The sequence below is a fragment of the Pseudoalteromonas sp. 11L1 genome (genome assembly GCF_055397545.1).
Map to the genome: position 1 here is coordinate 878,884 of NZ_AP041141.1, position 26,186 is coordinate 905,069.

At 40.7% G+C, this 26,186-nt stretch carries 24 protein-coding genes, 4 tRNA genes and 1 pseudogene; 16 read left to right on the forward strand and 13 right to left on the reverse strand.

Annotated elements, in window-relative coordinates; all coding sequences use genetic code 11:
- Nucleotides 1–109: 109 nt before the first annotated feature.
- Together ACZ5WS_RS04020 and ACZ5WS_RS04025 are read left to right on the forward strand one after the other, a co-directional pair.
- Nucleotides 110–1,888 (forward strand): DUF885 domain-containing protein, encoded by a 1,779-nt coding sequence (locus ACZ5WS_RS04020; RefSeq protein WP_464710796.1) that lies wholly within the window; start codon nucleotides 110–112, stop codon nucleotides 1,886–1,888.
- Nucleotides 1,889–1,965: 77 nt separating this feature from the next.
- On the forward strand, nucleotides 1,966–3,447 hold the full coding sequence (locus tag ACZ5WS_RS04025; RefSeq protein WP_138609553.1) for an FMN-binding glutamate synthase family protein: 1,482 nt from the start codon (nucleotides 1,966–1,968) through the stop codon (nucleotides 3,445–3,447).
- Between the two features lie 11 nt (nucleotides 3,448–3,458).
- Here ACZ5WS_RS04025 and ACZ5WS_RS04030 read toward each other — a convergent pair.
- Nucleotides 3,459–3,719: pseudogene (locus ACZ5WS_RS04030) on the reverse strand (class II aldolase/adducin family protein); the annotation flags it as partial.
- A 113-nt stretch (nucleotides 3,720–3,832) separates the two neighbouring features.
- On the opposite strand from ACZ5WS_RS04030, the gene ACZ5WS_RS04035 reads away from it, so the two are divergent.
- Both ACZ5WS_RS04035 and ACZ5WS_RS04040 read left to right on the forward strand, forming a co-directional pair.
- The gene (locus tag ACZ5WS_RS04035; protein ID WP_464710800.1) at nucleotides 3,833–4,606 is read left to right on the forward strand and encodes an amidohydrolase; all 774 of its coding nucleotides are present in this window, start codon (nucleotides 3,833–3,835) and stop codon (nucleotides 4,604–4,606) included.
- 58 nt (nucleotides 4,607–4,664) lie between these two features.
- Nucleotides 4,665–6,089: a mannose-1-phosphate guanylyltransferase/mannose-6-phosphate isomerase gene (locus ACZ5WS_RS04040; RefSeq protein WP_464710803.1), complete on the forward strand. Its 1,425-nt coding sequence runs from the start codon at nucleotides 4,665–4,667 to the stop codon at nucleotides 6,087–6,089.
- Between the two features lie 94 nt (nucleotides 6,090–6,183).
- Here the strand turns inward: ACZ5WS_RS04040 and ACZ5WS_RS04045 are convergent, their stop codons facing one another.
- The 3 genes from ACZ5WS_RS04045 to ACZ5WS_RS04055 form a co-directional block, all read right to left on the reverse strand.
- Nucleotides 6,184–8,340, reverse strand: a complete 2,157-nt coding sequence (locus tag ACZ5WS_RS04045) for a response regulator (RefSeq protein ID WP_464710806.1) — start codon at nucleotides 8,338–8,340, stop codon at nucleotides 6,184–6,186.
- An 80-nt stretch (nucleotides 8,341–8,420) separates the two neighbouring features.
- Nucleotides 8,421–9,077, reverse strand: coding sequence for a helix-turn-helix transcriptional regulator (locus ACZ5WS_RS04050; RefSeq protein ID WP_138609560.1), 657 nt, complete (start codon nucleotides 9,075–9,077; stop codon nucleotides 8,421–8,423).
- A 209-nt stretch (nucleotides 9,078–9,286) separates the two neighbouring features.
- Complete coding sequence (locus ACZ5WS_RS04055) at nucleotides 9,287–9,658, reverse strand: histidine triad nucleotide-binding protein (protein WP_010392287.1); 372 nt, start codon at nucleotides 9,656–9,658, stop codon at nucleotides 9,287–9,289.
- 92 nt (nucleotides 9,659–9,750) lie between these two features.
- On the opposite strand from ACZ5WS_RS04055, the gene ACZ5WS_RS04060 reads away from it, so the two are divergent.
- Complete coding sequence (locus ACZ5WS_RS04060; RefSeq protein ID WP_464710808.1) at nucleotides 9,751–10,353, forward strand: DUF2057 domain-containing protein; 603 nt, start codon at nucleotides 9,751–9,753, stop codon at nucleotides 10,351–10,353.
- 50 nt (nucleotides 10,354–10,403) lie between these two features.
- Here ACZ5WS_RS04060 and ACZ5WS_RS04065 read toward each other — a convergent pair whose 3' ends face one another.
- Nucleotides 10,404–12,245, reverse strand: a complete 1,842-nt coding sequence (locus ACZ5WS_RS04065) for a M1 family metallopeptidase (protein WP_138609564.1) — start codon at nucleotides 12,243–12,245, stop codon at nucleotides 10,404–10,406.
- Between the two features lie 144 nt (nucleotides 12,246–12,389).
- On the opposite strand from ACZ5WS_RS04065, the gene murB reads away from it, so the two are divergent.
- The 8 genes from murB (at nucleotide 12,390) to tuf (ending at nucleotide 16,939) form a co-directional block, all read left to right on the forward strand.
- The gene (gene murB / locus ACZ5WS_RS04070) at nucleotides 12,390–13,400 is read left to right on the forward strand and encodes a UDP-N-acetylmuramate dehydrogenase (protein WP_178956759.1); all 1,011 of its coding nucleotides are present in this window, start codon (nucleotides 12,390–12,392) and stop codon (nucleotides 13,398–13,400) included.
- On the forward strand, nucleotides 13,397–14,389 hold the full coding sequence (gene birA, locus ACZ5WS_RS04075; protein ID WP_138609568.1) for a bifunctional biotin--[acetyl-CoA-carboxylase] ligase/biotin operon repressor BirA: 993 nt from the start codon (nucleotides 13,397–13,399) through the stop codon (nucleotides 14,387–14,389). Before murB ends, birA begins: the two co-directional genes overlap by 4 nt.
- Entirely contained in the window at nucleotides 14,386–15,084 is a 699-nt protein-coding gene (locus ACZ5WS_RS04080; RefSeq protein ID WP_138609570.1) for a type III pantothenate kinase, read from the forward strand. Before birA ends, ACZ5WS_RS04080 begins: the two co-directional genes overlap by 4 nt.
- Nucleotides 15,085–15,210: 126 nt before the next feature.
- Nucleotides 15,211–15,286: transfer RNA gene (locus tag ACZ5WS_RS04085), tRNA-Thr, on the forward strand.
- Nucleotides 15,287–15,327: 41 nt separating this feature from the next.
- Nucleotides 15,328–15,412 (forward strand) — tRNA-Tyr (locus ACZ5WS_RS04090).
- 46 nt (nucleotides 15,413–15,458) lie between these two features.
- Nucleotides 15,459–15,533 (forward strand) — tRNA-Gly (locus ACZ5WS_RS04095).
- 10 nt (nucleotides 15,534–15,543) lie between these two features.
- Nucleotides 15,544–15,619: transfer RNA gene (locus ACZ5WS_RS04100), tRNA-Thr, on the forward strand.
- A gap of 135 nt (nucleotides 15,620–15,754) precedes the next feature.
- Nucleotides 15,755–16,939, forward strand: a complete 1,185-nt coding sequence (gene tuf, locus ACZ5WS_RS04105; protein WP_004589660.1) for an elongation factor Tu — start codon at nucleotides 15,755–15,757, stop codon at nucleotides 16,937–16,939.
- Between the two features lie 354 nt (nucleotides 16,940–17,293).
- On the opposite strand, the gene ACZ5WS_RS04110 is transcribed toward tuf, so the two are convergent.
- The 4 genes from ACZ5WS_RS04110 to ACZ5WS_RS04125 form a co-directional block, all read right to left on the reverse strand.
- Entirely contained in the window at nucleotides 17,294–18,205 is a 912-nt protein-coding gene (locus ACZ5WS_RS04110; protein WP_198522178.1) for a hypothetical protein, read from the reverse strand.
- A 174-nt stretch (nucleotides 18,206–18,379) separates the two neighbouring features.
- Nucleotides 18,380–19,570, reverse strand: coding sequence for a dipeptidase (locus ACZ5WS_RS04115; protein WP_178956756.1), 1,191 nt, complete (start codon nucleotides 19,568–19,570; stop codon nucleotides 18,380–18,382).
- Between the two features lie 60 nt (nucleotides 19,571–19,630).
- Nucleotides 19,631–19,876 (reverse strand): YheU family protein, encoded by a 246-nt coding sequence (locus tag ACZ5WS_RS04120; RefSeq protein WP_008114225.1) that lies wholly within the window; start codon nucleotides 19,874–19,876, stop codon nucleotides 19,631–19,633.
- Between the two features lie 2 nt (nucleotides 19,877–19,878).
- On the reverse strand, nucleotides 19,879–20,865 hold the full coding sequence (locus ACZ5WS_RS04125; RefSeq protein ID WP_198522179.1) for a hydrolase: 987 nt from the start codon (nucleotides 20,863–20,865) through the stop codon (nucleotides 19,879–19,881).
- A gap of 588 nt (nucleotides 20,866–21,453) precedes the next feature.
- Between ACZ5WS_RS04125 and ACZ5WS_RS04130 the strand changes: the two genes are divergently transcribed.
- Nucleotides 21,454–21,954, forward strand: coding sequence for a hypothetical protein (locus ACZ5WS_RS04130; protein WP_464710816.1), 501 nt, complete (start codon nucleotides 21,454–21,456; stop codon nucleotides 21,952–21,954).
- Nucleotides 21,947–22,168, forward strand: coding sequence for a helix-turn-helix transcriptional regulator (locus tag ACZ5WS_RS04135; protein ID WP_010392331.1), 222 nt, complete (start codon nucleotides 21,947–21,949; stop codon nucleotides 22,166–22,168). Before ACZ5WS_RS04130 ends, ACZ5WS_RS04135 begins: the two co-directional genes overlap by 8 nt.
- Nucleotides 22,169–22,265: 97 nt before the next feature.
- Here the strand turns inward: ACZ5WS_RS04135 and ACZ5WS_RS04140 are convergent, their stop codons facing one another.
- Both ACZ5WS_RS04140 and ACZ5WS_RS04145 read right to left on the reverse strand, forming a co-directional pair.
- Entirely contained in the window at nucleotides 22,266–22,682 is a 417-nt protein-coding gene (locus ACZ5WS_RS04140) for a TIGR02444 family protein (RefSeq protein ID WP_464710818.1), read from the reverse strand.
- The gene (locus ACZ5WS_RS04145) at nucleotides 22,669–24,588 is read right to left on the reverse strand and encodes an ATP-binding cassette domain-containing protein (protein ID WP_055012754.1); all 1,920 of its coding nucleotides are present in this window, start codon (nucleotides 24,586–24,588) and stop codon (nucleotides 22,669–22,671) included. Before ACZ5WS_RS04145 ends, ACZ5WS_RS04140 begins: the two co-directional genes overlap by 14 nt.
- Nucleotides 24,589–24,720: 132 nt before the next feature.
- On the opposite strand from ACZ5WS_RS04145, the gene ACZ5WS_RS04150 reads away from it, so the two are divergent.
- Complete coding sequence (locus ACZ5WS_RS04150; RefSeq protein WP_008114218.1) at nucleotides 24,721–24,924, forward strand: YheV family putative zinc ribbon protein; 204 nt, start codon at nucleotides 24,721–24,723, stop codon at nucleotides 24,922–24,924.
- A gap of 17 nt (nucleotides 24,925–24,941) precedes the next feature.
- Here the strand turns inward: ACZ5WS_RS04150 and ACZ5WS_RS04155 are convergent, their stop codons facing one another.
- Both ACZ5WS_RS04155 and ACZ5WS_RS04160 read right to left on the reverse strand, forming a co-directional pair.
- On the reverse strand, nucleotides 24,942–25,157 hold the full coding sequence (locus ACZ5WS_RS04155) for a SlyX family protein (RefSeq protein WP_008465625.1): 216 nt from the start codon (nucleotides 25,155–25,157) through the stop codon (nucleotides 24,942–24,944).
- Nucleotides 25,144–26,142, reverse strand: a complete 999-nt coding sequence (locus tag ACZ5WS_RS04160; protein WP_464710822.1) for a WD40 repeat domain-containing protein — start codon at nucleotides 26,140–26,142, stop codon at nucleotides 25,144–25,146. The genes ACZ5WS_RS04155 and ACZ5WS_RS04160 overlap by 14 nt, the downstream gene beginning before the upstream one ends.
- Between the last annotated feature and the right edge of the window lie 44 nt (nucleotides 26,143–26,186).

Genomic DNA, 26,186 nt, shown 5'->3' on the forward strand with positions numbered 1-26,186 from the left:
ATAAAATGATTACTACCGTATATTTTCGCAATTGGTCGTATATTTATTTGCTATTTATTTAGGCTACGATAGGTTTATCACATCTGTAACGTCACTAAGCTCAATAACTATGAATTTATCTCTTTCAAAAAAAATGCGTCTTTCCTTATTAAGTGTCACCTTAGTGTGCTCATTAAGCGCGTGTCAGCTCACCACAATTAACGCCAATCAGCAATTTACGCAAACGGCCGAAAATATCGTAAAACATCGCCAAAAGGTAAGTCCGTACAGTAATCCTAAGGGGGTTGATGGCTATTTACTACCTAACTTATCGGCTGACTTTTTAGCCCAGCAGTATCAAAAAAACACGCAGTTATTGGCTGATTTAGATTCAATAGATATGAGCAAGCTGAGTGACGAAAACCAAATTAACTACAGTATTATTCGAGCGCAAGTGCAAAATACTATTGATGAATATGTATTTAACGCGCACTACATGCCTTTAACGTCAGAACATGGCTTTCATTCAAGCCTATCGTTTATTGTTAATAGCTCTGATTATAAAACCGCTCAAGATTATCAAAACTACTTAAAGCGATTACAACAAGTGCCGCGCTTTTTTGAGCAAAACATAGGCTGGATGCGTAAAGGATTAGAAGTTGGTTTAACTCAACCAAAAGCGGTATTAATTGGCTATCAAGATTCTATTACTGCCTACATTGTTGACGATGTAACAAAATCAGAATTTTATAAGCCATTTTTAAACAATACCGCTAGCTTAAGTGATAGTGCATTTGCAGCGTTACAACAACAAGCTAAAGCAATTATTAGCAGCCAAGTTATTAAAGCCTATAAAGATTACTTAACTTTTTTTAATACTGAATACTTACCTGGCGCGCGCAGTGATATTGGTATTTCGTCAACTCCTAATGGCGAAGCCTTTTATGCAAATCGTGCTAAGTATTACACCACGACACAAATGACCCCAAAAGAAATCCATGAGCTGGGTTTAGCTGAGGTGGCGCGTATTCGCAGTGAAATGGAAGCGGTCATCAAAGAGGTGGGTTTTAAGGGCACGTTTGCAGAATTTATCCACTTTTTACGTACTGATCCGCAGTTTTACGCCACAACGCCTGAACAATTATTAAAAGAGGCCGCGTACATTGCCAAAAAAATGGATGCACAGTTACCTAAATTATTTCATACCTTACCACGCAAACCCTATGGCGTAGCGCCGGTGCCCGCCAATATTGCACCTAAGTACACTACTGGGCGCTATTCAGGTTCGAGCCGTGATGATCAAGCCGGTTTTTATTGGGTAAACACGTACGCTTTAGATAAACGACCACTCTATGCTTTAGAAGCGTTAACGCTGCACGAAGCCGTACCGGGCCATCATTTACAAATATCACTCAATGCAGAGCTTGAAAGCTTACCTAGCTATCGCCGAGATGCCTATTTATCAGCATTTGGTGAAGGCTGGGGGTTATATTCAGAGTACTTAGGGGTTGAGGCTGGTTTTTATCAAGACCCATATAGCAACTTTGGTCGTTTAACCTACGAAATGTGGCGTGCTGCACGTTTAGTGGTTGATACGGGGATGCATATGTATGGCTGGAGTCGAGAGCGTGCAATGAACTTTATGGCTGATAATACGGCGCTTTCATTGCATAATGTAAAAACGGAAACCGACCGTTATATTTCGTGGCCAGCACAAGCGCTGTCTTACAAAATTGGTGAGTTAACAATTAAACGTCTGCGCGCAGAGGCTGAGCAAGCATTAGGTCAACAATTTGATATTCGTGAGTTTCATCATCAAATATTACGCCATGGCTCAGTGCCTTTGTCGGTGCTTGAGCAACAAATACGTTTGTATATACAAGTGGAATTAGCAAAAACAGATAGCTAAAAGCGCATTATTTTGAAACTATAAAAGTGTGGTGTTATTTGATGGCATCACGCTTTTTTAGCATTTAAGGATAAGTAATGAGTCAGTTTATAATGTTCAGTATCGATGTGTTTGCCAGCCTATTTATTGTTGCATTGGGGTTGCTGGTTGTATTAATTGCTATTTTTTATATTCGAGATGTTACGCAAACAAAGCATGCTATTAGGCGTAATTATCCCGTGATTGGACGTTTCCGTTATTTCTTTGAGCGCCAAGGTGAGTTTTTTAGACAGTATTTTTTTGCCCTCGATCGTGAAGAAATGCCCTTTAATCGCGCCGAGCGCAGTTGGGTCTACCGCGCGGCTAAAGATGTTGATCACACGGCCGCTTTTGGTTCAACTCAAAGTTTAGAGGCCACAGGCACAGTCATGTTTATGAACTGTGCGTTTCCTACCTTAGATGAAGAAGCCTTAGCGCCGAGCAACGTAACTCTTGGTCCTTACTGTAAATTTCCTTACACCACAAATTCGCTATTTAATATATCGGGCATGAGCTTTGGTGCGCTATCAAGCCCAGCTGTACGTGCACTATCGAAGGGGGCAAAATTAGCAGGATGTTGGATGAACACGGGAGAAGGCGGCCTTAGCCCATATCACTTAGAAGGAGGTGCCGATATTGTATTTCAAATTGGCACCGCAAAATACGGTGTACGCGACGAGCAAGGGAATTTAAGTACAGAAAAGCTAAAAGCCGTTGCTGCACATCCAGCGGTTAAAATGTTTGAACTGAAAATGAGCCAAGGTGCTAAGCCAGGCAAAGGCGGCATGTTACCTGGGCGAAAAGTGAATGCTGAAATTGCCAAAATAAGAGGTATACCCGAAGGGCAGGATTCTATTAGCCCAAATGGGCACCCAGAGATAAAAAATCCAAACGATATTCTAGACATGCTTAACACCATCAGAACTGCAACGGGTAAACCGACAGGCTTTAAAGCGGTTATTGGTGAACATACTTGGTTAGAAAGTTTATTCGCCGAGATTAATCATCGCGGCATTGAGTCCGCACCCGACTTTATTACTATTGATAGTGCGGATGGCGGTACCGGCGCAGCACCACAATCTTTATTAGATTCTGTAGGGTTACCGCTTAAAGAAAGCCTTCCTTTAGTTATACAGCTATTAAAGAAACATGGTCTTAGAGAGCGAGTCAAAATTATTGTTTCGGGTAAGTTAATTGTTCCATCCAAAGTCGCATGGGCATTAGCACTAGGAGCCGACTTTGTAGTTTCTGCCCGAGGGCATATGTTTGCACTAGGCTGCATTCAGGCTATGCAATGTAATAAAGATACTTGCCCAACAGGAATTACTACGCATAATGAACGTTTACAACGTGGTTTGAATGTTGAAGATAAAGCGCAGCGAGTTGCAAATTATAATAAATACATCCATTACGGTGCGGGGCTTATTGCACATTCTTGTGGCGTTACCAGTGCTCGCGAATTAAAACGCAAACATGTACGTATAGTACAAGAAAGCGGTCTTTCTGAGCCGCTAGATAAAATGTACGAGCATTACCATTAAATACTTGTTAATTATTGATGATGAAGTGTATTGCTCGCTTGAATGCCGGTGATTTTTAATCGTTCTAATTCGCAGCTAAACAAAAACTCTAGTGCTTCTAGGTGGCGACGCACTTCAGCAATATTTTTGCCAACTGCATATAAGCCATGACCGCGAATTAATACACCAAATTTAATCGGTGAGTGCAAATGGTGATCGCTAACTAATAAGCTTAAACGGTCAATATCTTGGCCGTTATCAAAAATAGGAATGCTTAAGGTTTCTAAATGAGACCACTGTTGTGGTAATCGATGGATATGCAATACAAGCAGCCTAATGGCGAGAAAGTTATTCGTTTATGTTTTGCTTAAAACGATCAAACCCTAATAGAGGCGGCGCAGATTTTATGTCAACTTTAACTTTAGCATTATTACAAAGCTCATTGCATTGGCTCGATAAAAAAGCCAATTTAGCTATGTTTGAACAACAACTTGCCAACATCACCAATAAACCAGATTTAATTGTATTGCCCGAAACCTTTGCCACTGGATTTGCGGTTAACCTTGATTGTGGTGAGGCTGAAAATGGCTCAGTACTGAGTTGGCTTAAAACACAAGCTAAACAACATAATGCGGTTTGTGCAGGCTCAGTATTGGTAACTCAAGGAGACAAAAAGGCCAACCGGTTTTATTGGGTAAAACCAAGTGGTGAGGTACGTTATTACGATAAGCGCCACTTATTTTGTTTGGGTAACGAGGGCGAATTTGTAGTAGCAGGACAAACCCGTGAAGTGTTTGAGCTCAATGGGTTTAAAATTTTACCGCAAGTTTGCTACGATTTACGTTTTCCGGTGTTTCAGCGCAATAACAATGACTACGACGTGATGATAAATATTGCCAACTGGCCAGCTGCAAGGCGTAATGTGTGGGACACCTTATTAATGGCGCGAGCAATGGAAAACCTGTGCTACGTGGTTGGCGTAAACCGGGTTGGCGAAGATGGCAATGGTATTGACCACAGCGGTGGAACCGCAGTGTATGACTTTAAAGGTGAGCCACTGATTAAAGCGCATGATGACCAGCAAGCATTATTAACAATCACGTTAAATAAAGCGCCGCTTGATGAGTTTAGAGCTAAATTTCCGGCACATTTAGATGCCGATGCTTTTGCATTGGTATAAATTAGCGCCCAGCCGATAAAGTGCTAAAATAACCGCTGATATTTTTATTGGCGGCTTTATGAATACAACCCTTATTACACCGGTAATTTTAGCTGGCGGCATTGGTACACGGCTTTGGCCGCTATCGCGCCAAGCAATGCCAAAGCAGTTTTTATCTTTGCTTGATGATAATAACCAGCAGTCGTTATTACAAAGCACATTATTACGGGTTGCAACTGAGGGCTTTAATCCCGCTATTTTGGTCTGTAATGAACAGCATCGATTTATTGCCGCAGAGCAGGCAGCATTTGCAAAACCCTATGCCATAGTACTTGAGCCAGAAGGCAAAAATACCGCACCAGCTATCGCTCTTGCCGCGCACTATGCTTTAAAAAATAATATCACGGGCCCTTTGTTGGTGATGCCTGCCGATCATCATATTGCAGACTTTACCGCATTAACGGCTCAGTTATCTGATGCGATTAAACTTGCTGAGCAAGGTAAATTAGTTACATTTTCAATCACACCAACAGAGCCACACACAGGTTATGGTTATATAAAACAGGGCGCAGCCATTAAAGATACCTGTTGCTTTGAAGTTGACCAGTTTAAAGAAAAACCTGATTTAGCAGCAGCATTAACTTATTTAGCTGAGGGCGGTTATAGTTGGAACAGTGGTATGTTCTTATTTACTCCCGCGGCATATCTAAAAGAACTGGAGCGCTTTGCCCCCAAAATTGCTAAAAGTGTTGCCAGTGCTACTGATTTTAAACAAGACTTAGCGTTTACCAGAGCGAATGCCCATGCACTTGAATCTTGCCCAAGTGACTCAATTGACTACGCTATTTTAGAGCGCAGCAATAATGTAGTGGTAATGCCAGTGGCGTTAAAGTGGAGCGATGTCGGCAGTTTTTCTGCACTGGCTGCGCTGAGTAAAAAGGATTCGCAGGGCAATAGTCAAAATCAGCAACATATTGCACAAAACAGTATTAATAACCTAGTTATTAGTGAAGATGGACACACAATTGCTACTTTAGGTGTGAGCGATTTAGCGATTGTTCATACTTATGATGCTACCTTGGTTGCAAAGCAAGATTCGCTTGAAGGCTTGCCTTTAATACTTAAGCAATTGGCAATTACGCAAAATGACAAACTGGCGCATCATCAGGTGGTTTACCGCCCTTGGGGAAATTATCGTACGCTAGTAGAAAGTATCGGCTTTAAGGTTAAAAAAATTACCGTAAAAAGTGGGGCTAGGCTCTCAACCCAGCGTCATCAGCACCGTGCCGAGCATTGGGTGGTTGTCTCAGGTACTGCAGATATATGTATTGACCAGCAAAGCTTAACACTGACCCATGACCAATCTTGTTATATTGGTGCAAAGCAACTGCACAGCTTAGCTAATAATCAGCCCGAACCCTTAGTTGTTATTGAAGTTCAAACGGGTGCCATTTTAGATGAAAGCGATATAGAGCGATTTGACGATATATACGGTAGAAAATAACAGTATAAATAGTAAATATGCTTGATCATTTGTTACTGTCGTGAAACTTGGTAGCTGGTAGCTGGTAGCTGGTAGCTGGTAGCTCGTAACCGTATTACCCTAGCCCTTGCCGCACATACCTTAAATACGCTTCTAAACTGTGTTGCCACAGTGTGCTGGCTTCATTTAATGAGTTATTTAATGGCTTTTTATCAAGTAAGCGTCGCTCAATTTTTTTAAGAGCTAGTCCATAGCTATTAAAGCCAAGTTGCATTGCGGTGCTGGCTTGGCGATGTAATAACTTAATGCATTGCTCGGGGTCTTGCTCTAATAAAGCTTGGCAACGGCTCAGTTTGTTACGCGCAGAGAGGATAAACTCATTATAAATAGAAGATACTTCATCAATACTAAAAGAGCTTGTTAAGGTCTCTGTGGCAGTTTCATCGTATAACGTATCAATCAGCTCGACGGCAATGTTGGCTGTTTGTGTTGACTGTGAATCACTTAATGCTTGGCGTAGTTTTTCTTGCTTTAATGGCTTGCCAACAATGTCTTTAATACCCAGTGCTAAGTATTCTTTTATTTCATCAGGGCTCAAACTGGCGGTAAAGGCCAGCACCGGAGTTCGCTGATTTTTATGCTCCACTCGTTTGAGTGTTTTTAGCACTTGCTGCCCTGTTAAATCGGGTAAGTTCATATCAAGTAACACCACATCAAAGTGGTATTTTTTCATCAACTCAATCGCACTTTTCCCATCTTTGGCGAGCTTAATTTTATGCTCGTCGTCAGCCATAAATTCAACGGCTATTTTTTGGTTTAAATCTAAATCTTCAACAAGTAACACATCAAGTCCGGTTAAATAATCCTTACTTTGATGGCGCTGCTCTACAAGGCTAAGTTCACCTATTGCTAGTGTCATGTTAAAGCTAAATACGCTACCCACTCCCAGCTCACTGGTGATTTCTAGTTGGCTATTTATTTTATCGAGAAGGCGACTAGTTATAGCCAGACCAAGCCCCGTTCCGCCTTTTTCCTTACCTGCGCTGCTTTGAATGTAGGGCTCAGTTAAGTAATCAATTTCATCTTTTTCAATACCCGGGCCTGAATCGAGTACGCTTACTTTAAGAGTATGATCGAGCTGAGTTTCATTAATTAAATCAATTTGCACTTTTACTGTGCCGGTGTCGGTAAATTTAATCGCATTACCAACAAGATTAATAATGATTTGTCTGAGCTTTTGTTGGTCGCAGTAATAACAGGCTTTATCGGGGATGTTACAGGCAAGCTCAAATTTAAGCTGTTTTTGTTCGGCCAGAGGGCTTAACAGCAGGCATAAGTTTTGTAGCCAAGTTTTGAATTCTATGTCTTCTTCGTACAAGGCTTCGTCATGCTGATCTAAGCTTGCGTATTCCAGCACTTTATCTACTAGTAAGTTGAGCGACTCAGCTGAGTTGATAATGGCTTCGCAATAAGCTTTATTGCGGCTGTCGCTAGTTTGGTTTAACACCAGTTGTGCGCTGCCTAAAATGCCGTTTAATGGGGTGCGTATTTCATGGCTTATAGTTGATAAAAAGAGCCCGCGAATCTCTAAGTCTTTGTGTGCTTTTTCGGTAAGTTTATTAAGCCTTAATTCTCTGCGTTCATTACACAATAGAGCCATACCGGCTGCATAAAACATAGGGGCAATCACACTGTTCAAAAATAATAGTGAGTCAAACCATGGGTTTAATATTGCATCTTGTTGTGCAACGCGATCCATAAAAATAGTTCGAGTGATAAAACTGGCTGCAACCAAGGTTAAAATAATAATGTAAACAATACTGGCATTAGGATAAGGTTTTCGCGCATATTTAAAAAAAACAAATAGTAAAAAAGCGGCTTCTACAATATGTTGAAAGTCAGAAATATAAACCCGTGAGCGCATAGATGGCTGAAAAAAAGTGAAGTAAACAAGCAATAAAGCGCTGGCAGCGGTAAATAGGCAAACAAATTTAAAACCACGACCACGATAATTTAAAAACTGACTCAGCGATAAGCAATGCACAATGGACGCTAAAAACATCATGCTATTAGCAAAGGTAATGGCAAGCTTTTCAGGGATTTTACCTATGAGCGCAAAGCCCACAATGGCGGCTAATAGTAGTAAAGGGTAGGAGATATAAAGTAACGTGCCGGGGACATGCTTATTGGTACGCCAAGTTAAAAAGTTCAGTAACGTCATCACTGTCATAACAGCGATACTGGCAAAATAAAGCGTAAATGAGTCGAGCATTAAGACCCCAACAGCGATTTTTAAAGAAGATATAAAAACAGGCACCTGAAGTGCCTGTATTAAATTTATTTAAATAAGCCTTAACGAATTTCGTCAGGAATATTTTGTTGTGCCCAAGAGAGTAGTTCAATACGGTTACGGCATTTAGTTTTTCTAAATGCGCTGTATAAGTGAGTTTTAACCGTGTGTGGGCTAATGCTTAACTCTTCAGCAATTTCTTTATTTTTCGACCCGTTACTCATTAACGAGATAATCGCTTTTTCACGTTTAGTGAGTTTGATTGGCTCAATATCGCCATCAGTTAGCTTATGTAGTGCGTCTTTGTTAAATTGCAGCATACGGTTGAGCGCATTACACATAATATCACGACGATACCAAAGCTGATCTTCAAGTAGTAAACGAATCCCTTTCATTAATACGTCAGCATTATCGGTGGTGTAAAATACACCGCGAATACCACTGAGTAATGCACGATTAGCAAGCTCTGGGTTTTCATCTAAATTAAACAACACAATATCGCATTTGACGCGTAAATTAACGAGCTGCTCTTTTAGCTTAGTCCATGCGTCTTTACTTGATGTTTCAATGAACAATAAGCGAGTACCTACCGGAACATCTAAAATATTCGTACCTGTAGTTACGTCTAGGCCCTGCGTTTTTAACAAAGGCTCTAAAACGTTAATACCAATAGTGTTAATTGGTTCTTCATCTAACAACAAAAAGGCTGAACTGCTCATGTATTTTACTCTTTATAAAGCTGGCTAATTAATCTTACCACGATCCCTGCACACCTTTTGTATTAGGGAGTAACAATTTCACTGGCGAAAAGGTGCGATTTACGATTATTTAAACATAAAATGTTGCAAATAAGTAATTGTTTTTTTGGTATATAAGAAAAACGCCGTATTTTTAATGTATTTTTTAAGATACAGGATTTAATGAGTGATTATAGCGCAACTTTTTTAGTGTTTTGATACGGAGGCCAGCCCATTTCTTTTCCCGCTAGCATATGCAAATGAATATGGTAAACGGTTTGTCCACCGTGTTCATTGCAGTTCATCACCACGCGGTAGCCGTCATCGCTAAAATTAAGTTGTTTGGCAAGCTTAGCCGCTACCACATATAGATGACCAACAAGATGTGAGTTTTCCTCAGTGACATCATTAATCGTGGCAATGGCTTGTTTAGGAATAATCAACGCATGAAAGGGTGCTTGAGGGTTAATATCTTTAAATGCAAGTGCTAGGTCGTCTTCGTAAATAATGTCAGCAGGAATTTCACGATTAATAATTTTAGTAAAAATAGTCTCTTGACTCATAATGATGACTCTAATTTTTTCGATTAATATGTATACCACTAATGACAAATTTTGCCAGCAGTGTCAAACTGAAATCAACTAAAGGAGTAATTATGCGTAAATCAATATTATTAGGCAGTGTAGCGGCGCTCTTGGTGAGTGCATCTAGTTTGGCAGAAAACATTCACTTTCCCGAGGAGTTTGTTCCTTTACAAGTGGGTGAACGAGTCATTGAAAGTTCTATTTTTAGTCGTGTTGATGATGTTGATTTAGCACCGGGTACTTATCAGTTAAAGCTTAAATACACAGATTTATATGATTTAGGTTATGACGATCACGAAGTGATTGAGTCAGAGCCCTTTTGGGTCAATGTAACCGTTGAAGCAGGTAAAGATTACACCTTAGTATTTAATCGTGCTGAAAATGCGGTGGCAGCAAAAGTATTTGCTGAGGCACCGCAAGTAAGCTTAAAAGCAAAAGGCAGTACCTTAGCTGAGCCATTAAATGTGATAGCTGAACGACAACTACAAAGTTCACAGTTTAATCAGCAGGCCTCAGAAACCCCTGCCGGCCCACAAAAACCAAGTCGCCCAATTAAACCGATTGCGCCAATTAATGGTAAGGGCATGCCAAGCGCTGCCAATATGCTCGACTTTTGGTGGCAACAAGCAACGCCCGCTGAAAGGCAGGCTTTTTTAGATAAAGTAACAAAATAATTAAGCATTAAAAAAGGGCCAAGTTGGCCCTTTTTAATTTATTGATAATGCTATTTAAATAATGCGTCAATAGTACCTTGTGCCAGTGGGTGATAACCCGGACGCGCTTTTAAGTACACGCTTTGTGCCCAATCTTTTTTACCATTGGTAATAAGCGCTTTATAAAGCGGCACGATAAGCTTACGACGACCAATACCCGATAAATGCTTATCAAGCGCAGGGTAAATCGGTTGGTAACCATTACCTACTGCTAGCATATACCATGCAAACGCACGTTCTGCGTTGGTTGATTGGGTTAAGTTAAACTCGCCGTCTAATTCAGTCATTTTTTCAATGCTTAAATCGCGCGGTAAGTTGTTTAAAAAGTGTAGCCACTCATGCACAGTCCAATTTACAGTGGGTAATTGTGCCGCCGTTGTATCCCCTTTTAACCAGCTCGCTGTTGCAGTATCGACTTTATCGAACGCGTTAGAAGTTGGGTTAGGTGCATCACTTGGTAAACCAGGCTGAAAAATCCACTCGTTTACTTTATCCATGCTCACTACGCCTGGATACTTTTCAATTAAGTTAGCTTTGATGTACGTAACAAATTGTGCGGTGGTTAGCGATTTAAATGCAAATTCATTAAAGTAGGTCTTAACAAAGTCATCAAACTTATCACGGCCGTATTTTTCTTCTAGGTAAATTAAAAATAGCTGACCTTTTGTGTAAGGCACTGAGCTAAACGCATCATCTGGATCGCGGCCATTAAGTTTTAAATTAAGGCGTGTGTCTGGAGCATCAATGGTTTTAAGTTGCGCACGTAGGCCAGCTGCATCAAGTGCTTGTTCCATAACAGCTCGGTCACGCCCAAATACCTCTTCCATAATGCGGTTTTCAACGTAAGAGGTAAAACCTTCGTTTAACCACAAATCTTCCCATGTAGCGTTCGTCACTAAGTTGCCAGACCAAGAATGTGCAAGTTCATGCGCAATCAGGTTAACTAAGCTTTTATCGCCAGCAACAACGGTTGGGGTAATAAATGATAAACGTGGGTTTTCCATACCTCCAAATGGAAAGCTAGGTGGTAGCATAAGTAAATCATAACGACCCCATGCATAGTCGCCGTACATGGCATTGGTTTTGTCGATCATCGCTTGGGTGTCATTAAATTCAGCAACCGAGGCGTCTAAAATAGTCGGCTCTGCAAAAATACCAGTTTGCTTAGACATGGCCTTAAATTCTAAGTTACCTGCACCAATTGCAATTAAGTAAGGTGAAATAGCTTGTGGCATAGTGAAGTGGTAATCACCATCTTTATAAAGAGCATCTTTATTATCAGCACTCATTACTGCACGAATATCCTCAGGGGTATGAATGCGCGCATTATAAGTTACACGCATTGCTGGGGTGTCTTGCACTGGGATCCAACTACGCGCATGAATCGCTTGTGACTGGCTATACATAAACGGGTGAGTTTTACTGGCAGTTTGCTCTGGCGTTAACCACTGTAAGCCAGACGCTTCTGGGCGGCTGTTATAGTAAATACGAACTTTTTGTGCTTGATTTTTAAAGGTAATAGTTAGTTTTGAGCCTTTAACATCATCGCGGTTAGCAAGGTTGAAACTAGCTTTATGCCAATTACCATTTGCCGTTTGATACATCACTTTATCAATATCAAGGTCACGGGTATCAAGTACTAGCTTTTTACTGTTGGCATTTTGCCACTGTAGCGTATGCTCAACAAAACCTTCCAATTGCTTATCAGCAAAGTCGATGTCTAAATCAAGGTTTAAATGCGTGGTGATAACATCATCAAGGTTGGCGTAGGAATTTTGATCAATAGCGCTGGCCATTGCTTGCGAGCACATACCTGCCATAGCTAGGCTTAAAAAAAGAGGTTTGATTTTCATAATTACCTTGAGTACAAATAAAAAAAGTGCAGGTTTTATATCATGATTGCTGCAGTGGGTTGAACAATTTTTACAAGCTGATGCGCAATTTGCGACGATGAGTTAAACTAGAGCGATTAATTACTGCTACCTTTAGAGGGCTTTGTGCCGCACTCATTACAACCCTTACATACATTTGCATTAAGTAGCCAATGCCAAAATTTTGTCGAGATTACCGACTCAGCGCAGCTTAAAAGTCAGTGCTTTAAAGTCCCTTTTTGTTTGTTGGGTGAGGGCAGCAATACTATTTTTTTAAATGACTATGCAGGCACGGTCATTAAAATGGCAACCCAAGGCATTACTATAACTGAGCGCTCGCATGACTTTTTAGTTAGTGTAGCTGCCGGTGAAAATTGGCATCAATTAGTGACTTACTTGCTGGAGCAAGGTATCGCGGGGTTTGAAAACTTAGCCCTCATACCTGGTACAGTCGGTGCTGCACCAGTACAAAATATTGGTGCCTATGGCGTAGAAATAGCTCAGTTTATTGAAGCTGTTGACTATTTTGATATTGATAGCGGTAGCTTTAAATCTTTAACTAATCAGCAATGTCACTTTGCTTATCGTGAATCGGTATTTAAACACGCGCTAAAAAATAAAGCAGTGATCACCCAAGTGCACTTTAAGTTGTCCAAAATATGGCAGCCAGTACTCAGTTATGGCCCGCTACAACAACTAAAAAACCCGACGCCACAGCAAGTGTGCGCACAAGTGATACAAACGCGTAACAGCAAACTCCCAAATCCCTATAAGCTGGCTAATGCGGGCAGTTTTTTTAAGAACCCTATTATCACCAATAGTGAATTAGCGCAGTTAATTACGACATATCCTGAGGTACCTCATTACCCGCATGGTGCCGGTCACCATAAAGTGGCTGCAGGGTGGTTAATAGAGCAAGCGGGATTGAAGGGATATAAAATTGCAGGTATAGAAGTGCATCAACAACAAGCGCTGGTACTAGTTAATCATGGTAATAGTACAGGGGATGATTTAATTAATATGATTGCTCACATTCAGGATATTGTTTTAACACGTTACAACATAAGTTTAGAACATGAAGTGCGGTTAATTGATCAACACAATGAATGCCATATCTCTTTGGAGCAATCAGTATGAAGGCACCTGATGGAAACAAGCTGGCTATTTTAAATGCACTGAATGAAGGTGGGTTCGTCTCTGGGCAAGCACTAGGCGATGAATTAGGAATAAGTCGCGCGGCGGTAAGTAAGCATATTCAAAGCTTACAGGCTATGGGCTTAGATGTATTTAAAGTTACAGGTAAAGGCTATTGCTTAAATAACCAAGTAGGTTTACTTAATCAGCAAAGCATACAGCAGCACTATGCTGAGTTAGGCGCTAATACCGCGAATATTGAAGTGCAACCACTGATTGATTCAACCAACAGCGAGTTAATGCGCCGCATTCAAGCTAAAGCAGCACTAAAATCGGGTACCGTGATTGTAGCCGAAATGCAGCAAGCAGGGCGGGGGCGTCGAGGCCGAGTATGGCAATCACCCTTTGGTGCAAACTTATACTACAGTTATTTTTGGCGCTTAGATGATGGTTTACAAGCCGCGATGGGCGTATCGATTGCTGTTGGTTTAGCGGTGTATGATGCGATAAAAGCACTTTATGGTATTGAAGTAGAGCTTAAATGGCCAAACGACATTTATATAAACAAACAAAAACTCGCAGGTGTCTTGGTAGAATTAGATGGGCAGCCACAAGGGCCATGTCAGTTGGTAATAGGGATTGGTATTAATTTAAATATGCCACAAAGTGCCAGTCAGTACATTGACCAAGCGTGGACCGATTTAAGTCAGCACACCCAGCAGCTAGATAAAAATCAACTAGTAGCTTCATTAACTTATTGTTTAGAGCAACGCTTAGCGCAATATCGTGAGAATGGCTTACAAACTATGTATCAACAATGGAATGCATTAAATGCATTTGCTGGTCAGCAGGTAGAGCTTAATACCGGACATCGTAGTTGGTGTGGCATTTGTGAAGGTATAGATGCGCATGGTGGTGTACGTATTCGCCAAGACGGTGAAGTGAAAAGTTATTATGGCGGTGAGATTTCATTAAGAAAGGCACAAGCATGAGATTACTCATTGATGTAGGTAATACCTCACTCAAAGCTGTATTGTGGCAAGATGGGCAAATACAGCCATGCGATACTAATAATATTCCATGGCTGCAAATTACGGTTGTTGTTTACGCTTGTGTGGGCCGTAGTGAATTACTCAAGCAGCTATTAGAAAAAGCCCAAGCACAAAATGTCGATTGCTTTGAGGCTACGGTTAGTCATGAACTCGGTACGTTGCATTGCGCGTATCAACAAGTGGGTAATTTGGGTATAGATAGATGGTTGGCGCTCATTAGTGGTTATTCGCTTTACCCTAATACGGCCGCAATTGTTGTTGATGCAGGCACGGCAACGACTATAGACGTCCTTAATAATGATGGGCAGCACTTAGGTGGTTGGATATTACCAGGGCTTGATTTAATGACCGCCTCACTCACCCAAAATACTCAGCGCGTATTTGATGATGCAAACACGCCATTTGCTAATGAGCTTGGCAAAAATACCCCTAACGGATTAAAAAATGGCGCTTTAGTGGCAACTATTGGCGCAATTGAACAAGCAAAGCTGCATTTGAATACAAAAAATAGCCTTTTAATTTTTGCTGGTGGTTATGGTCAGCTATTACAAGGGCATTTTTCAGACAGTATTTTCGACCCAATGCTAGTGATGAAAGGCTTAAATTACTGGTATGAGTTAGCTAAAAAGAGTTAAAAACAACAAAAAAACTGCTTTTTGCGCGAATAGTGAGCGTTTGCAGCATAAAATCACATTTTTTTTAATTTTTTGGTTGCATCCCAATAAACCTTACTCTAGAATCTCGCCCCGTACTAAAGCAGTGCCGACTTAGCTCAGCTGGTAGAGCAACTGACTTGTAATCAGTAGGTCAACCGTTCGACTCGGTTAGTCGGCACCACTTTCCTTTTACCGGAAGTGCTTAGTATAAAGAATTATCGTGGAGGGGTTCCCGAGCGGCCAAAGGGATCAGACTGTAAATCTGACGGCTCAGCCTTCGCTGGTTCGAATCCAGCTCCCTCCACCACTTTATTCTAGACGGTTAGAGGTAGTTTAAGAACAGGTTCCTTAAAGCGGGCATCGTATAATGGCTATTACCTCAGCCTTCCAAGCTGATGATGCGGGTTCGATTCCCGCTGCCCGCTCCAATTTGATGATGCTGATATAGCTCAGTTGGTAGAGCGCACCCTTGGTAAGGGTGAGGTCGGCAGTTCAAATCTGCCTATCAGCACCAGTCAATTGAATCTCCTTAAACACTTCCTTTATCTGTCAGAAAAAACTATTTGAAATTTGAAAAAATTAACTTAATCTACCTATGGTGGATTATTTTCATATGTAATCTAGATACACAAAACTGATAGGTTCCGTCATGGCAAAAGAAAAGTTTGAACGCGTAAAACCGCACGTAAACGTTGGTACAATCGGCCACGTTGACCACGGTAAAACTACACTAACTGCAGCAATCACTAACGTACTTGCAAAAGTATACGGCGGTGTTGCTAAAGATTTCGCATCAATCGATAACGCTCCAGAAGAGCGCGAGCGTGGTATCACAATCTCAACTTCACACGTTGAGTACGATACACCTACTCGTCACTACGCACACGTAGATTGTCCTGGTCACGCCGATTATGTTAAAAACATGATCACTGGTGCTGCTCAAATGGACGGCGCTATCTTAGTAGTTGCTGCGACTGACGGTCCTATGCCACAAACTCGTGAGCACATCCTACTTTCTCGCCAAGTTGGCGTTCCTTACATCGTTGTATTCATGAACAAATGTGACATGGTTGATGATGAAGAGCTACTTGAGCTAGTAGAAATGGAAGTTCGTGAACTTCTTTCTGAATACGACTTCCCAGGTGATGACTTACCACTAATTCAAGGTTCTGCACTTAAAGCACTTGAAGGCGAAAAGCAGTGGGAAGACAAGATCGTTGAGCTTGCAGAAGCACTAGATTCTTACATTCCAGAGCCAGAGCGTGACATCGATAAGCCATTCATCATGCCTATCGAAGACGTTTTCTCAATCCAAGGCCGTGGTACTGTTGTAACTGGTCGTGTTGAAGCTGGTATCATCAACGTGAATGACGAAGTTGAAATCGTTGGTATCAAAGAGACGACTAAGTCTACTTGTACTGGTGTTGAGATGTTCCGTAAGCTGCTTGACGAAGGTCGTGCTGGTGAGAACATTGGTGCACTTCTACGTGGTACTAAGCGTGAAGACGTTGAACGTGGTCAAGTACTAGCTAAGCCTGGTTCAATCAACCCACACACAACATTCACTTCAGAAGTATACGTACTTTCTAAAGATGAAGGTGGTCGTCATACTCCATTCTTCAAAGGTTACCGTCCACAGTTCTACTTCCGTACAACTGACGTAACAGGTGACGTACAGTTACCAGAAGGCGTAGAAATGGTAATGCCTGGTGATAACGTTAAGATGACAGTAACTCTAATCGCGCCAATCGCGATGGACGAAGGTCTTCGTTTCGCTATCCGTGAAGGTGGCCGTACTGTTGGTGCTGGTGTTGTTGCAACTATCGTTGAGTAATCAACAGTTGTAGTGCATTAAGCATTAAAAAAACCCGAGCTTAGTCTCGGGTTTTTTAATACCTGCAATAAAATACAGGTTTCAGGTGCAAGGTTGAAAGTTTTAGGTAAAGCAGCTCGGTGTTAATTTTAACATTGTCACTTGAGTTAAGTTTTATCGAACTTAGAGGATAAAGCATGAAGGTGGCGCTCTTACCTTAGGCGTAGGTGCTTTGTGGCAATTATCGTTAAGTAATCAACTGTTGTAATGCATTAAGCATTAAAAAAACCCGAGCTTAGCCTCGGGTTTTTTAATGTCTGAAGTAAAAGTATTAATGTTATCGCTGTAACAGAGTAGGAGCATGAACTTAATCAGTTAGTAACCAGCATTCTTACGTAACTCATCAAGCATATCTTGGTTACCCATCATTTCGTCAAGCGTTGCCCTGACTGCATTGTCAGAGCTATTGTTATAAACTGAAAGTAGATGCTGCGCCATTTGCTTCGTATAACCATCTTGTTTATTTTGAGCTTGGTAGTATTGCGCCATCAACCCTTGTGCAGCTAAGCGACGGATATAATCATTCGTGTCTCGCTCTAACAAGTTTGTAAATTGTTCTGCAAGGCGGTAATCAAGTACCGGTGTTTGAGTTGTTAACTCAACAGCTTGAATTTTAAATTTTTCGTCACTACTGTTGTTCGCTAAATTTAAAATGTTACCTACTACTTCATAGTCATACTCAGGCATAGTAGATTTATTTAGAATATACATATTCATTTGCAGTTGGCTAAGTGCAGCTAACCTATCTAAATCTGCCATGCTTGGATCTAAAGTTTGCTCTCTTAATTGAGAGTTTATTTGTTTAGCATAATCTGGTTCTGATTTGATCCTTAAATCATAGTCTTCTGGTAAATCTGCATAAAAACCATAAAGAGGATTTTGCTCGCGCAGTTCCTCAGCTTCTTGCTGCTGCTTTTCCTCAAGTACGTTAAGAACAAGTTCCTTAAATTCGTCGGTATCTTGTTCTTGATAAGAGCCATTAGCGTGTAGTTTTAAGTTAGCTAATTGGCGTTGTAGCGAACTTACTTTCTTGCTTAGTTCGTCAATTAAGGCTTCATTTGATTGCTGGTATTCTGCAGGAGTACTAATAGAAACTGTGGGGCTTAGCTGTTGCTGCTTGGGTTTATTAAGCGAACTGGGCTGATTTTTAAAAAATGTTCCGTAGCATGAAATTACCAAGGCAAGTGTTGCTATAGTAATCGCAATAGTTCCTTTGTTTATAGTCATAAAATAATCTGCCTCTAAAATGGGTAATTTATCTGTTTTCGAAATATAAGTCTGTTAAAAAGTGTGTTAAATGAAGATGATATATACGGATTAATTAAGAAGGCGGGGCGTGAGTGGCGAAATACGGTGTTTTAAGTGGCTAAAAGCGCTAGACCTAAGCCTAGCGCATAAAGCTTAATGCGATTTTGCGTATTGCTCAGCTTGCTTCCACACTCTTAGTGTATTACCGCTTAAAATCTTTTTAATATCGGTATCGCTGTAACCTCTGTCCATCAAACCTTGAACTAGGTTAGGGTAGCTAGATACATCCTTTAAGCCGATAGGCAGTGAGTCACCTACACCGTCGTAATCAGAGCCAATACCAACATGATCGATACCAATTAGTTTCACAACGTGATCAATATGATCAAGCACTTGCTCAAGACTAGCAAATGGGAATGGATTTTTAGCGCGGTACATAGCATCAAAATCTTTAGCTACTTTTTTGCCTTCTTCAGTAATTGTTTGCTTTTTACTTTTGAATTGATCGTACCAACTTCCGGCTTTTGAAGTAACAAAACTTGAACCAAAATTAATTTGAATCACACCACCGTTCTTCTTAAGGGCTAACAGCATGTCGTCATTCATATTACGCTCAAAACCAGGCGTATATTTACGTAGTGAAGAGTGTGATGCAATAACGGGTGTGTTAGACAATTCCATTACTTGATAAAATGCATCGTCCGAAATATGCGATACATCAATCAGCATGCCGATGTTATTCATCTCTTTTACTAGCTCTTTACCGAATGGGCTTAAGCCTTTCCACTTGCGACGAATATCGTATGATGAGTCAGAAATATGATTGCTTTGCGAGTGAGCTAGGGTGATGTAACGTACGCCACGATCAAAGAAGTGTTGTAGGTTTTTCATTTCGCCCTCGATAGGCGATCCGTTTTCCATGCCCATGGCGATTGATATTTTATTGTCCTTGAACTGTTGCTCAATGTCTTGTGTTGAGTCAGCAATGGCAAACTTATCTGGAGCACGAAACGCAATCGCTTCCATACCATCAATTAATTGATTCGCTAATTGGAAGCTTTTTCCTTTGCCTTCAAACTCTAAATGAGCAGGAATATAAATCGACATAAATGGCGCGTTTAAACCGCCTTTTACTGCACGAGGGTAATCAAAATCGCCGCCCTCAGTGGCTTTAGTTACATCCGCCCATTTATCATGAATGCGGTAAGGTACATCAATGTGAGTGTCGATTAAAATGGTATCGTGAGCAAGCTTAATTGCTTTATCTGAAGGGGTTATTTCAGCGCTGACTGCGCCGGTTAATGCAATCGACATTGCAGCAACTAGTGAGCTTAGTTTTATCATTTATAATGGCTCTTTGAGTTAAAAAAACCATTGTCTATTTTTACGTCGTGTCTGACAAGTTTACTCGTCGAATTGCGCTTCACTTTGCAGTGCTTTGAATTCACTTTTAGAGATTATGGTGACCGATTCGTGCAGTTCAGAGAAAAACACCATAGCTTCGCCGCTTTTTAATTGCTGATTTACTTGCGCCACTTTACTTTCAATACTGAATTCTTGTTCGCCATAATCTGTGCCTTCACGCAGTACATAGCTTTCAATTAGGTTGTACAGTGTGTCTTTATCAAGTTGTTCAAAAGGAATAATCATAGTCACTCTTTATCGGTGTTATTAAATACACATTGCTTAAAATAATCAGGCACCACTTGCTCTAACCAATACACCGGTTTAAACGGGTTGTTACCGCTAATAAAACCAACGTGGCCGCCTTTTTCAGAGATACGCAGCGTAACATGCTCACTTACATCCTGACTACTTGGAACCGCTTTAATCGACAGCATAGGGTCGTCTTTGGCATGGATAATTAGTGTAGGTGTCGCAATATCTTTTAAGTACGGCATCGCACTGGCTTTTTTGTAGTAATCGTGTGCATTCTCAAAGCCATGCAACGGTGCTGTAAGCTGGTTATCGAACTCTAATAAATCGTCAATTTCCATTAATTGATCAGTGGTGATCGGTATCTGTTGTTTAATTTGCGGTAATTTACGTTGCATCGACTTTTTCATTCGATCGAGCAAATATTTTTGATAAATTTTACCTAAGCTTTTACGAATAACATCACTAGATGATGATAAATCATAGGGCGCAGATATCACGGCAGCTGCGTTAAGCGGGCAGTGAATGTTTTCTTCGCCTAAATACTTAGCCAGTACATTACCACCCAATGAAAAACCCACCGCTACAATAGGGCGATTTGGAAACTGTTGTTTTAAATGATTTATAAAAAAAGCTAAATCGGCGGTGTCGCCACTATGGTAGGCTCTTGGTAAGCGGTTTACTTCGGTTGAGCAGTTTCTAAAGTGCATCAATACGACAGCAAAGCCTTGCTTTTTTAATGCCTTCATCATGCCTTTGGCATAAAAACTGTTGATATTGCCTTCAAGTCCATGAAGTACCACTGCGAGTGGTGCTTTTTCGTTATGCGGGAGTGACCAAGCAAGCTCAATAAAGTCTCCGTCGGGCGTATCAAGTTGCGCAAGTTCGTAGCGAGTATGATGAAAAGGGCGGAAAAAACGCGGTATTATGGTTTGAACGTGTCGGTTGGTCATCCACCATGCGGGTTTGAACTTAGGGATCATGTCTGTACTACGCACTTTGCAATTAACGAAGCGCTAGTGTAGCAAATTTTTTATATTTAAAAATAAAAAGCGCCTAATCAGTAAACTAATAAGGCGCTTTGTGCGTCGTGCTTAATGCTGTTCTTTAATATCTGCATCGTGTACTTTTTTCATGAAAAAATACACAAAGAAGAGGCATAAACTAATAACGACGCCTAAAAATCCAAATGATAAAAATAGTACTGGGTCGCTAAAAAAATCTCTAAAGAATACGTCCATAATTGCCTCCTGATGTCTATGGGGTAATCATAGGCTGGCTCAGTGGTACTTGATATGATCCAGATCAAGCTATTTTACAGATTATAAAATGGGCAATGCAGATGTTGATTTTGATCAATAAAGTTAAGTCGATTTTGCACTTTTTAGTAAATTATCTGCGATTTTTTAATCACTTTTATAATAAAGATGGTCAGCAAAGTTCAGCTTTGAATAACCGTTGCTTTGTTTTAGGTTAAATAAAATAAACCTGGTGTTAAATATATTTGACATGGCTAAAAAGTGAACTTATAGTTTAAAAGTCAAAAATATTTTACTTGGAGTTAGCTTTATATGACTCGTTCAGAGCACTTTAAAGAACTTTTACAAAGCATAAGTTTTAGAGAACTGACGCTGAGTATCGATTTACTAGTAAGCGTGTACATATCTTACTTTTATGTAAACAGCCTAATGAATGCGAGTACGCAGCAGCTTAGTTCTGTTTCTTGGTTATCTGGCTTATTGCTACAGGTGTTAATTTATTCTGTGATACTTATAGTATTGAGCTATTTATTACTTACATTTATCAGTGATAATGAATTAAATCAGCCACCTGATGTTAGAGAAAAGCAAATAAATTTAGTGGGTTATAAATACAAGGCCATAATCTTACAGGCGGGAATTTGTGCTGCTATTTTTCAATATCAAATTGAAGCTAATAACTGGGGCCCAGCTATCGAATATAATATTCCATATTTACCAATGCATATCATGGTAGGCGCTTTTTTGATTGCCGAAATAGTCAATTACATAGCGCAGCTTTATAAAGGCAGAACGGGTGATATCTATGAGTGAGTATGCAATAACTAACTCTATTCGAACATTACGCTTTTTACGCGATGAAATGACGCAAAAGCAGTTAGCGGATGCTATTGGCGTAACGCGGCAAACGGTAATGGCAATTGAGGCAAATAAATATTCACCCACTTTAGAGGTGGCTTTTAAAATTTCTTTAGTTTTTAACTTACCTTTAGAAGAGGTATTTCAATACAAAACTAAAGATATATAGCTTGGTGTATAAAAGTAAACCAAAGTAACCATGTATATAAGAGCTAATATTCATAATATAAATGGCTTTATGATCTGATGAAATTAATAGTGAAAAATTATGTCAAATATTTATCGCTGTTATTGGGCGTTGCACAAGGTGTTAAATTCATACTATTAACTTCATCAATCAATATTATTTGTTGCTGCTTTTCTAATTTTAGCTCGGCACCGAGAAGTGCTTTTCGAATTGCGGCGTAATCTGTAATCTCGGCTTGATTGGCTTTTAAGTAGGCACGTGTGGCTCGTAGAGGCTTCAATGCCAGCTTATCAAACTCACTAATTGATTGTTCAAGCTTGTTTAGCTGTGTTTGGTTAATTGTTAGATTGAGAGAATCTAAGTAGTAAAGCAATAAGCATAGGTTTACGTTTTTACCTAGCTGGTTTTGATAATCCAACAGGCGCGTTTGCATGTCACCTTTGCTATAAAGGTTACATGCAAACTGCCAAAAATCGTTGCTGTTAAGCAAGTTCATCGGCGAATGCCTGCTCTTTTTGTTCCATTTCTTCAAGAGCCATAAGTAGCTCTTCTTCAACATCGTTAAGCTTAGGCGTAAGTGTGGCTTGTTTAGTAATTAACTCTTTAAGCTTGCCTTTATTTTCGTCGTTATAGAGAGTGTTATCGCCTAGTGCCTCTTCAACGTCAGCTAGTTCTGCAGCAAACTTATCTAATTGCTTTTCAAGTTTTTCAATTTGCTTTTTCAGCGGCTGAATCGCTTTTCTAAACTCTGCCTCTAAGCGCTTTTGCTCTTTACGGTTAACTTGTGAATGGGCTTTTGGCTCTTCATCGGTGTCGTTTTTAGCGGCTTCTTTATTAGCATTAAGCAGCCACTGATAATATGCATCTAGGTCGTAGCCAAATTGGGTGACCTCGCCATTATCAACTAAATAAAATTCATCGGCGGTATTTTTAAGCATATGACGGTCATGCGATACCGTGACCATAGCGCCTTCAAAGCCTTGTAATGCCATAACTAAAGCGTGGCGCATTTCTAAATCAAGGTGGTTGGTTGGCTCATCGAGTAGTAGTAAATTTGGTTTTTGATAAACCAACATAGCCAGTACTAAACGGGCTTTTTCACCGCCAGAAAAGGGAGCTACAGGGTCGAGTGCTTTATCGCCTACAAAGGCAAAACCGCCTAAAAAGTCACGCAATGATTGTTCGCTGGCTTTAGGGTTTAAGCGTTGCAGGTGAGTGACGGCACTGGCCTTTAAATCTAGAGACTCCAGTTGATGCTGCGCAAAGTAGCCAATGTTTAAGCCTTGATGCTGAAACACTTCACCTGCTTGAGGTTGTAAGTCACCTGATAGTAATTTAATCAGTGTTGATTTACCTGCGCCATTTCTGCCAAGTAGTGCAATACGGCTGCCTGGTACTAAGTTCAGCTTAATACTGTTTAAAATGGTGACATCGCCATAACCGGCTTTGGCTTTGTCGAGTGTCATTAACGGGTTAGGCAGAGCGGTTGGCTCGGCAAATTCAAAATCAAATGGCGAGTCAACGTGTGCTGGGGCAAGTTTTTCCATTCGCTCTAGCGCTTTAACACGGCTTTGTGCCTGTTTGGCTTTACTAGCTTTGGCTTTAAAGCGGGTAATGAACTGCTCAAGATGCGCTATTTGTTCTTGTTGTTTTTCAAACATGGCTTGCTGCTGCAATAGGCGCTCAGCTTTTTGGCGTTCAAACTGCGAGTAGTTACCTTTGTACACATTAATAAGTTGTTTATCTATATGCCAAATTTGATCAACTACAGCATCTAAAAACTCACGGTCGTGAGAAATAAGTACTAGCGTGCCGGTGTAGGCACGTAAAAAACGCTCGAGCCAATACACGGCATCTAAATCTAGGTGGTTTGTTGGCTCATCCAGTAACAGTAAGTCGGCATCGCGAATAAGCGCTTGGGCTAAGTTTAAGCGCATGCGCCAACCACCCGAAAATGCACTTACCGGGTTTTCTATTTGATTATTAGCAAAGCCTAAACCATGTAACAGCTCACCTGCTTTGGCTTCAATGCTATAGCCTTTAATATTTTCAAGCTGAATATGCACCTTAGCTTGAGTGTCGCCATCGTTATTTTGCTCGGCTTCACGCAACGCAATTCTTAGTGCGTAGTATTCAGGGTGGCCTTGCAGTACGTAATCTATGGCGCTTATTTCAAGGGCGGGCGTTTCTTGCTTTACTGAGGCCAGTGACCAATCTTTAGGAATACTGCAATTACCGCCATCCAACGAAAGCTCAGACTTTAATAAACTAAATAGCGTTGACTTACCACAGCCATTGGCACCAACAAGGCCTACTTTGTGCTCTGGGAATAGTGTAGCTGATGCATTTTTTAATAAAGCTTTGCCACCGCGAAGCAGTTCTATTTCTGAGATTTGGATCATAAATACGTTACTTTACTGTGCCTTGATTGAATTGCCGCCATTATAACACGGATCTTATTAGCCATATCAATCGTATCAAGTAGGTAAATATTGCGATAAAATAACGTTAGTCAAAACGGTAGGAAAAGCGAAGTGAAACATAAAAAACGATTTATTGCTGGAGCAACGTGTCCTGAGTGTAAAACTATGGATATGTTAATGCTTTACAAAGAGCACGACGTAGAAAAAGTTGAATGTATGCAGTGTGGTCATAAAATGGCTCAACCAGAGCAAGCAGTACAGGCATCAACACGCCAATTTGAACAGATCATTGGCGTGTTTAATCCAGGCGACTAGCGCCTTGCTAGTAGTGCTTAATAATGCGGCGGCGGTGGCTCTGGCATATTCGACATCATAGGCTGCGATGACTGCGATTCTTTCAGTTTTTCAGCCAGCAACTCGGTTTGGCGCTTTATTTTTGCCAACTGTTGCTGGTGAACTTTTATTTCATCATTTAAAATTTCAATCGTTTCGTCTTGAAAAGCCACTTTAGCCTCAAGTTCCATTAACCGATGTTCAATTGTGTTCATTTGGTTCTCGTATAATAAAGCGCTCAGCGATTCCGCTTGAGCTTTCAGTTAACAATGATTTACCGTTATCTGTAAATGTCACATCAAGTACCACTGCTGATTTTGGCTTGCTGCCTTCTCGCGGGGTCACTTGCCATGTTTGAATTTTTTCACCACTATTTAGCTGCCATAAATCCACTCGTTTGTTCGGTGAACCGGTTGCTAATAAAGTGCCTTGGTCGTTAAAGCGCACCGCAGTAAAAATTTTCTGACGCGCAATATACTTTAGTTTACTAACAAGGTCACCTGTAGTCAGCTTCCATACATTTGCTTGTGCCATACTGTCGGCGGTAAAAGCATAACGCCCTTGAGGATCTAAAGCGACTCGGGTTACTCGGGTTGGGTGATTAAAGCGATGAATAACTTGTCCACTTTGGGTATCCCATAAGTAGGCCACATAATCGTTTGAGCCGCTCAATGCATAGCGCCCATTAGGTGATAGGTCTACGGTGTTTACTTTATCTTGATGGCCTAAAAATTCAATGCGTCTGCCTGTGTTAAGGTTTATAAATACTACAACGCCATCGCTGCGCCCGTACACAACACTGTTGCCTTGATTACTAATGGCAATATCGCGGATGCTGGCTTTTTGTATTTTATAAAAGCCTTTATTTCTGCCTGTGGCAATATCCCAAACGGCGAAGGTGGTTTTTTCGGCGGTAACCGCCACGCTATTATCAAAAGCAATGGCTACAGCGTAAACAAGGCTGTCTTGCGCTTGTTGTTGAAACCATTGGTATTTAAGGGCTTGCTGTTGATTATCCCAAAGTGCGACCCCATGATTGATAGAAGACACTAAGCTGTATTGACCATCATGCGAGAGTGCGGATGAGAAAGCACCTTGTGCCGTGTGCTCAAAACTAGCCACTGCTTGTTGTTTTTCATCACTACATGCAATTGTTAATAAACAGCAGGTAGCAACTAAAAAAGTACGAAATAACGACATATTACAGGTATTTCCTCTTAACTCTTCGTGACTGAGAGGTTAGA

Excerpts from the sequence above, each read along its gene's own strand:
- ACZ5WS_RS04020 (WP_464710796.1), top strand. The coding sequence starts at position 110 with ATGAATTTATCTCTTTCAAAAAAAATGCGTCTTTCCTTATTAAGTGTC.
- ACZ5WS_RS04025 (WP_138609553.1), top strand. The coding sequence starts at position 1,966 with ATGAGTCAGTTTATAATGTTCAGTATCGATGTGTTTGCCAGCCTATTT.
- ACZ5WS_RS04035 (WP_464710800.1), top strand. The coding sequence starts at position 3,833 with ATGTCAACTTTAACTTTAGCATTATTACAAAGCTCATTGCATTGGCTC.
- ACZ5WS_RS04040 (WP_464710803.1), top strand. The coding sequence starts at position 4,665 with ATGAATACAACCCTTATTACACCGGTAATTTTAGCTGGCGGCATTGGT.
- ACZ5WS_RS04045 (WP_464710806.1), bottom strand. The coding sequence starts at position 8,340 with ATGCTCGACTCATTTACGCTTTATTTTGCCAGTATCGCTGTTATGACA.
- ACZ5WS_RS04050 (WP_138609560.1), bottom strand. The coding sequence starts at position 9,077 with ATGAGCAGTTCAGCCTTTTTGTTGTTAGATGAAGAACCAATTAACACT.
- ACZ5WS_RS04055 (WP_010392287.1), bottom strand. The coding sequence starts at position 9,658 with ATGAGTCAAGAGACTATTTTTACTAAAATTATTAATCGTGAAATTCCT.
- ACZ5WS_RS04060 (WP_464710808.1), top strand. The coding sequence starts at position 9,751 with ATGCGTAAATCAATATTATTAGGCAGTGTAGCGGCGCTCTTGGTGAGT.
- ACZ5WS_RS04065 (WP_138609564.1), bottom strand. The coding sequence starts at position 12,245 with ATGAAAATCAAACCTCTTTTTTTAAGCCTAGCTATGGCAGGTATGTGC.
- birA (WP_138609568.1), top strand. The coding sequence starts at position 13,397 with ATGAAGGCACCTGATGGAAACAAGCTGGCTATTTTAAATGCACTGAAT.
- ACZ5WS_RS04080 (WP_138609570.1), top strand. The coding sequence starts at position 14,386 with ATGAGATTACTCATTGATGTAGGTAATACCTCACTCAAAGCTGTATTG.
- tuf (WP_004589660.1), top strand. The coding sequence starts at position 15,755 with ATGGCAAAAGAAAAGTTTGAACGCGTAAAACCGCACGTAAACGTTGGT.
- ACZ5WS_RS04110 (WP_198522178.1), bottom strand. The coding sequence starts at position 18,205 with ATGACTATAAACAAAGGAACTATTGCGATTACTATAGCAACACTTGCC.
- ACZ5WS_RS04115 (WP_178956756.1), bottom strand. The coding sequence starts at position 19,570 with ATGATAAAACTAAGCTCACTAGTTGCTGCAATGTCGATTGCATTAACC.
- ACZ5WS_RS04120 (WP_008114225.1), bottom strand. The coding sequence starts at position 19,876 with ATGATTATTCCTTTTGAACAACTTGATAAAGACACACTGTACAACCTA.
- ACZ5WS_RS04125 (WP_198522179.1), bottom strand. The coding sequence starts at position 20,865 with ATGATCCCTAAGTTCAAACCCGCATGGTGGATGACCAACCGACACGTT.
- ACZ5WS_RS04130 (WP_464710816.1), top strand. The coding sequence starts at position 21,454 with ATGACTCGTTCAGAGCACTTTAAAGAACTTTTACAAAGCATAAGTTTT.
- ACZ5WS_RS04135 (WP_010392331.1), top strand. The coding sequence starts at position 21,947 with ATGAGTGAGTATGCAATAACTAACTCTATTCGAACATTACGCTTTTTA.
- ACZ5WS_RS04140 (WP_464710818.1), bottom strand. The coding sequence starts at position 22,682 with ATGAACTTGCTTAACAGCAACGATTTTTGGCAGTTTGCATGTAACCTT.
- ACZ5WS_RS04145 (WP_055012754.1), bottom strand. The coding sequence starts at position 24,588 with ATGATCCAAATCTCAGAAATAGAACTGCTTCGCGGTGGCAAAGCTTTA.
- ACZ5WS_RS04155 (WP_008465625.1), bottom strand. The coding sequence starts at position 25,157 with ATGAACACAATTGAACATCGGTTAATGGAACTTGAGGCTAAAGTGGCT.
- ACZ5WS_RS04160 (WP_464710822.1), bottom strand. The coding sequence starts at position 26,142 with ATGTCGTTATTTCGTACTTTTTTAGTTGCTACCTGCTGTTTATTAACA.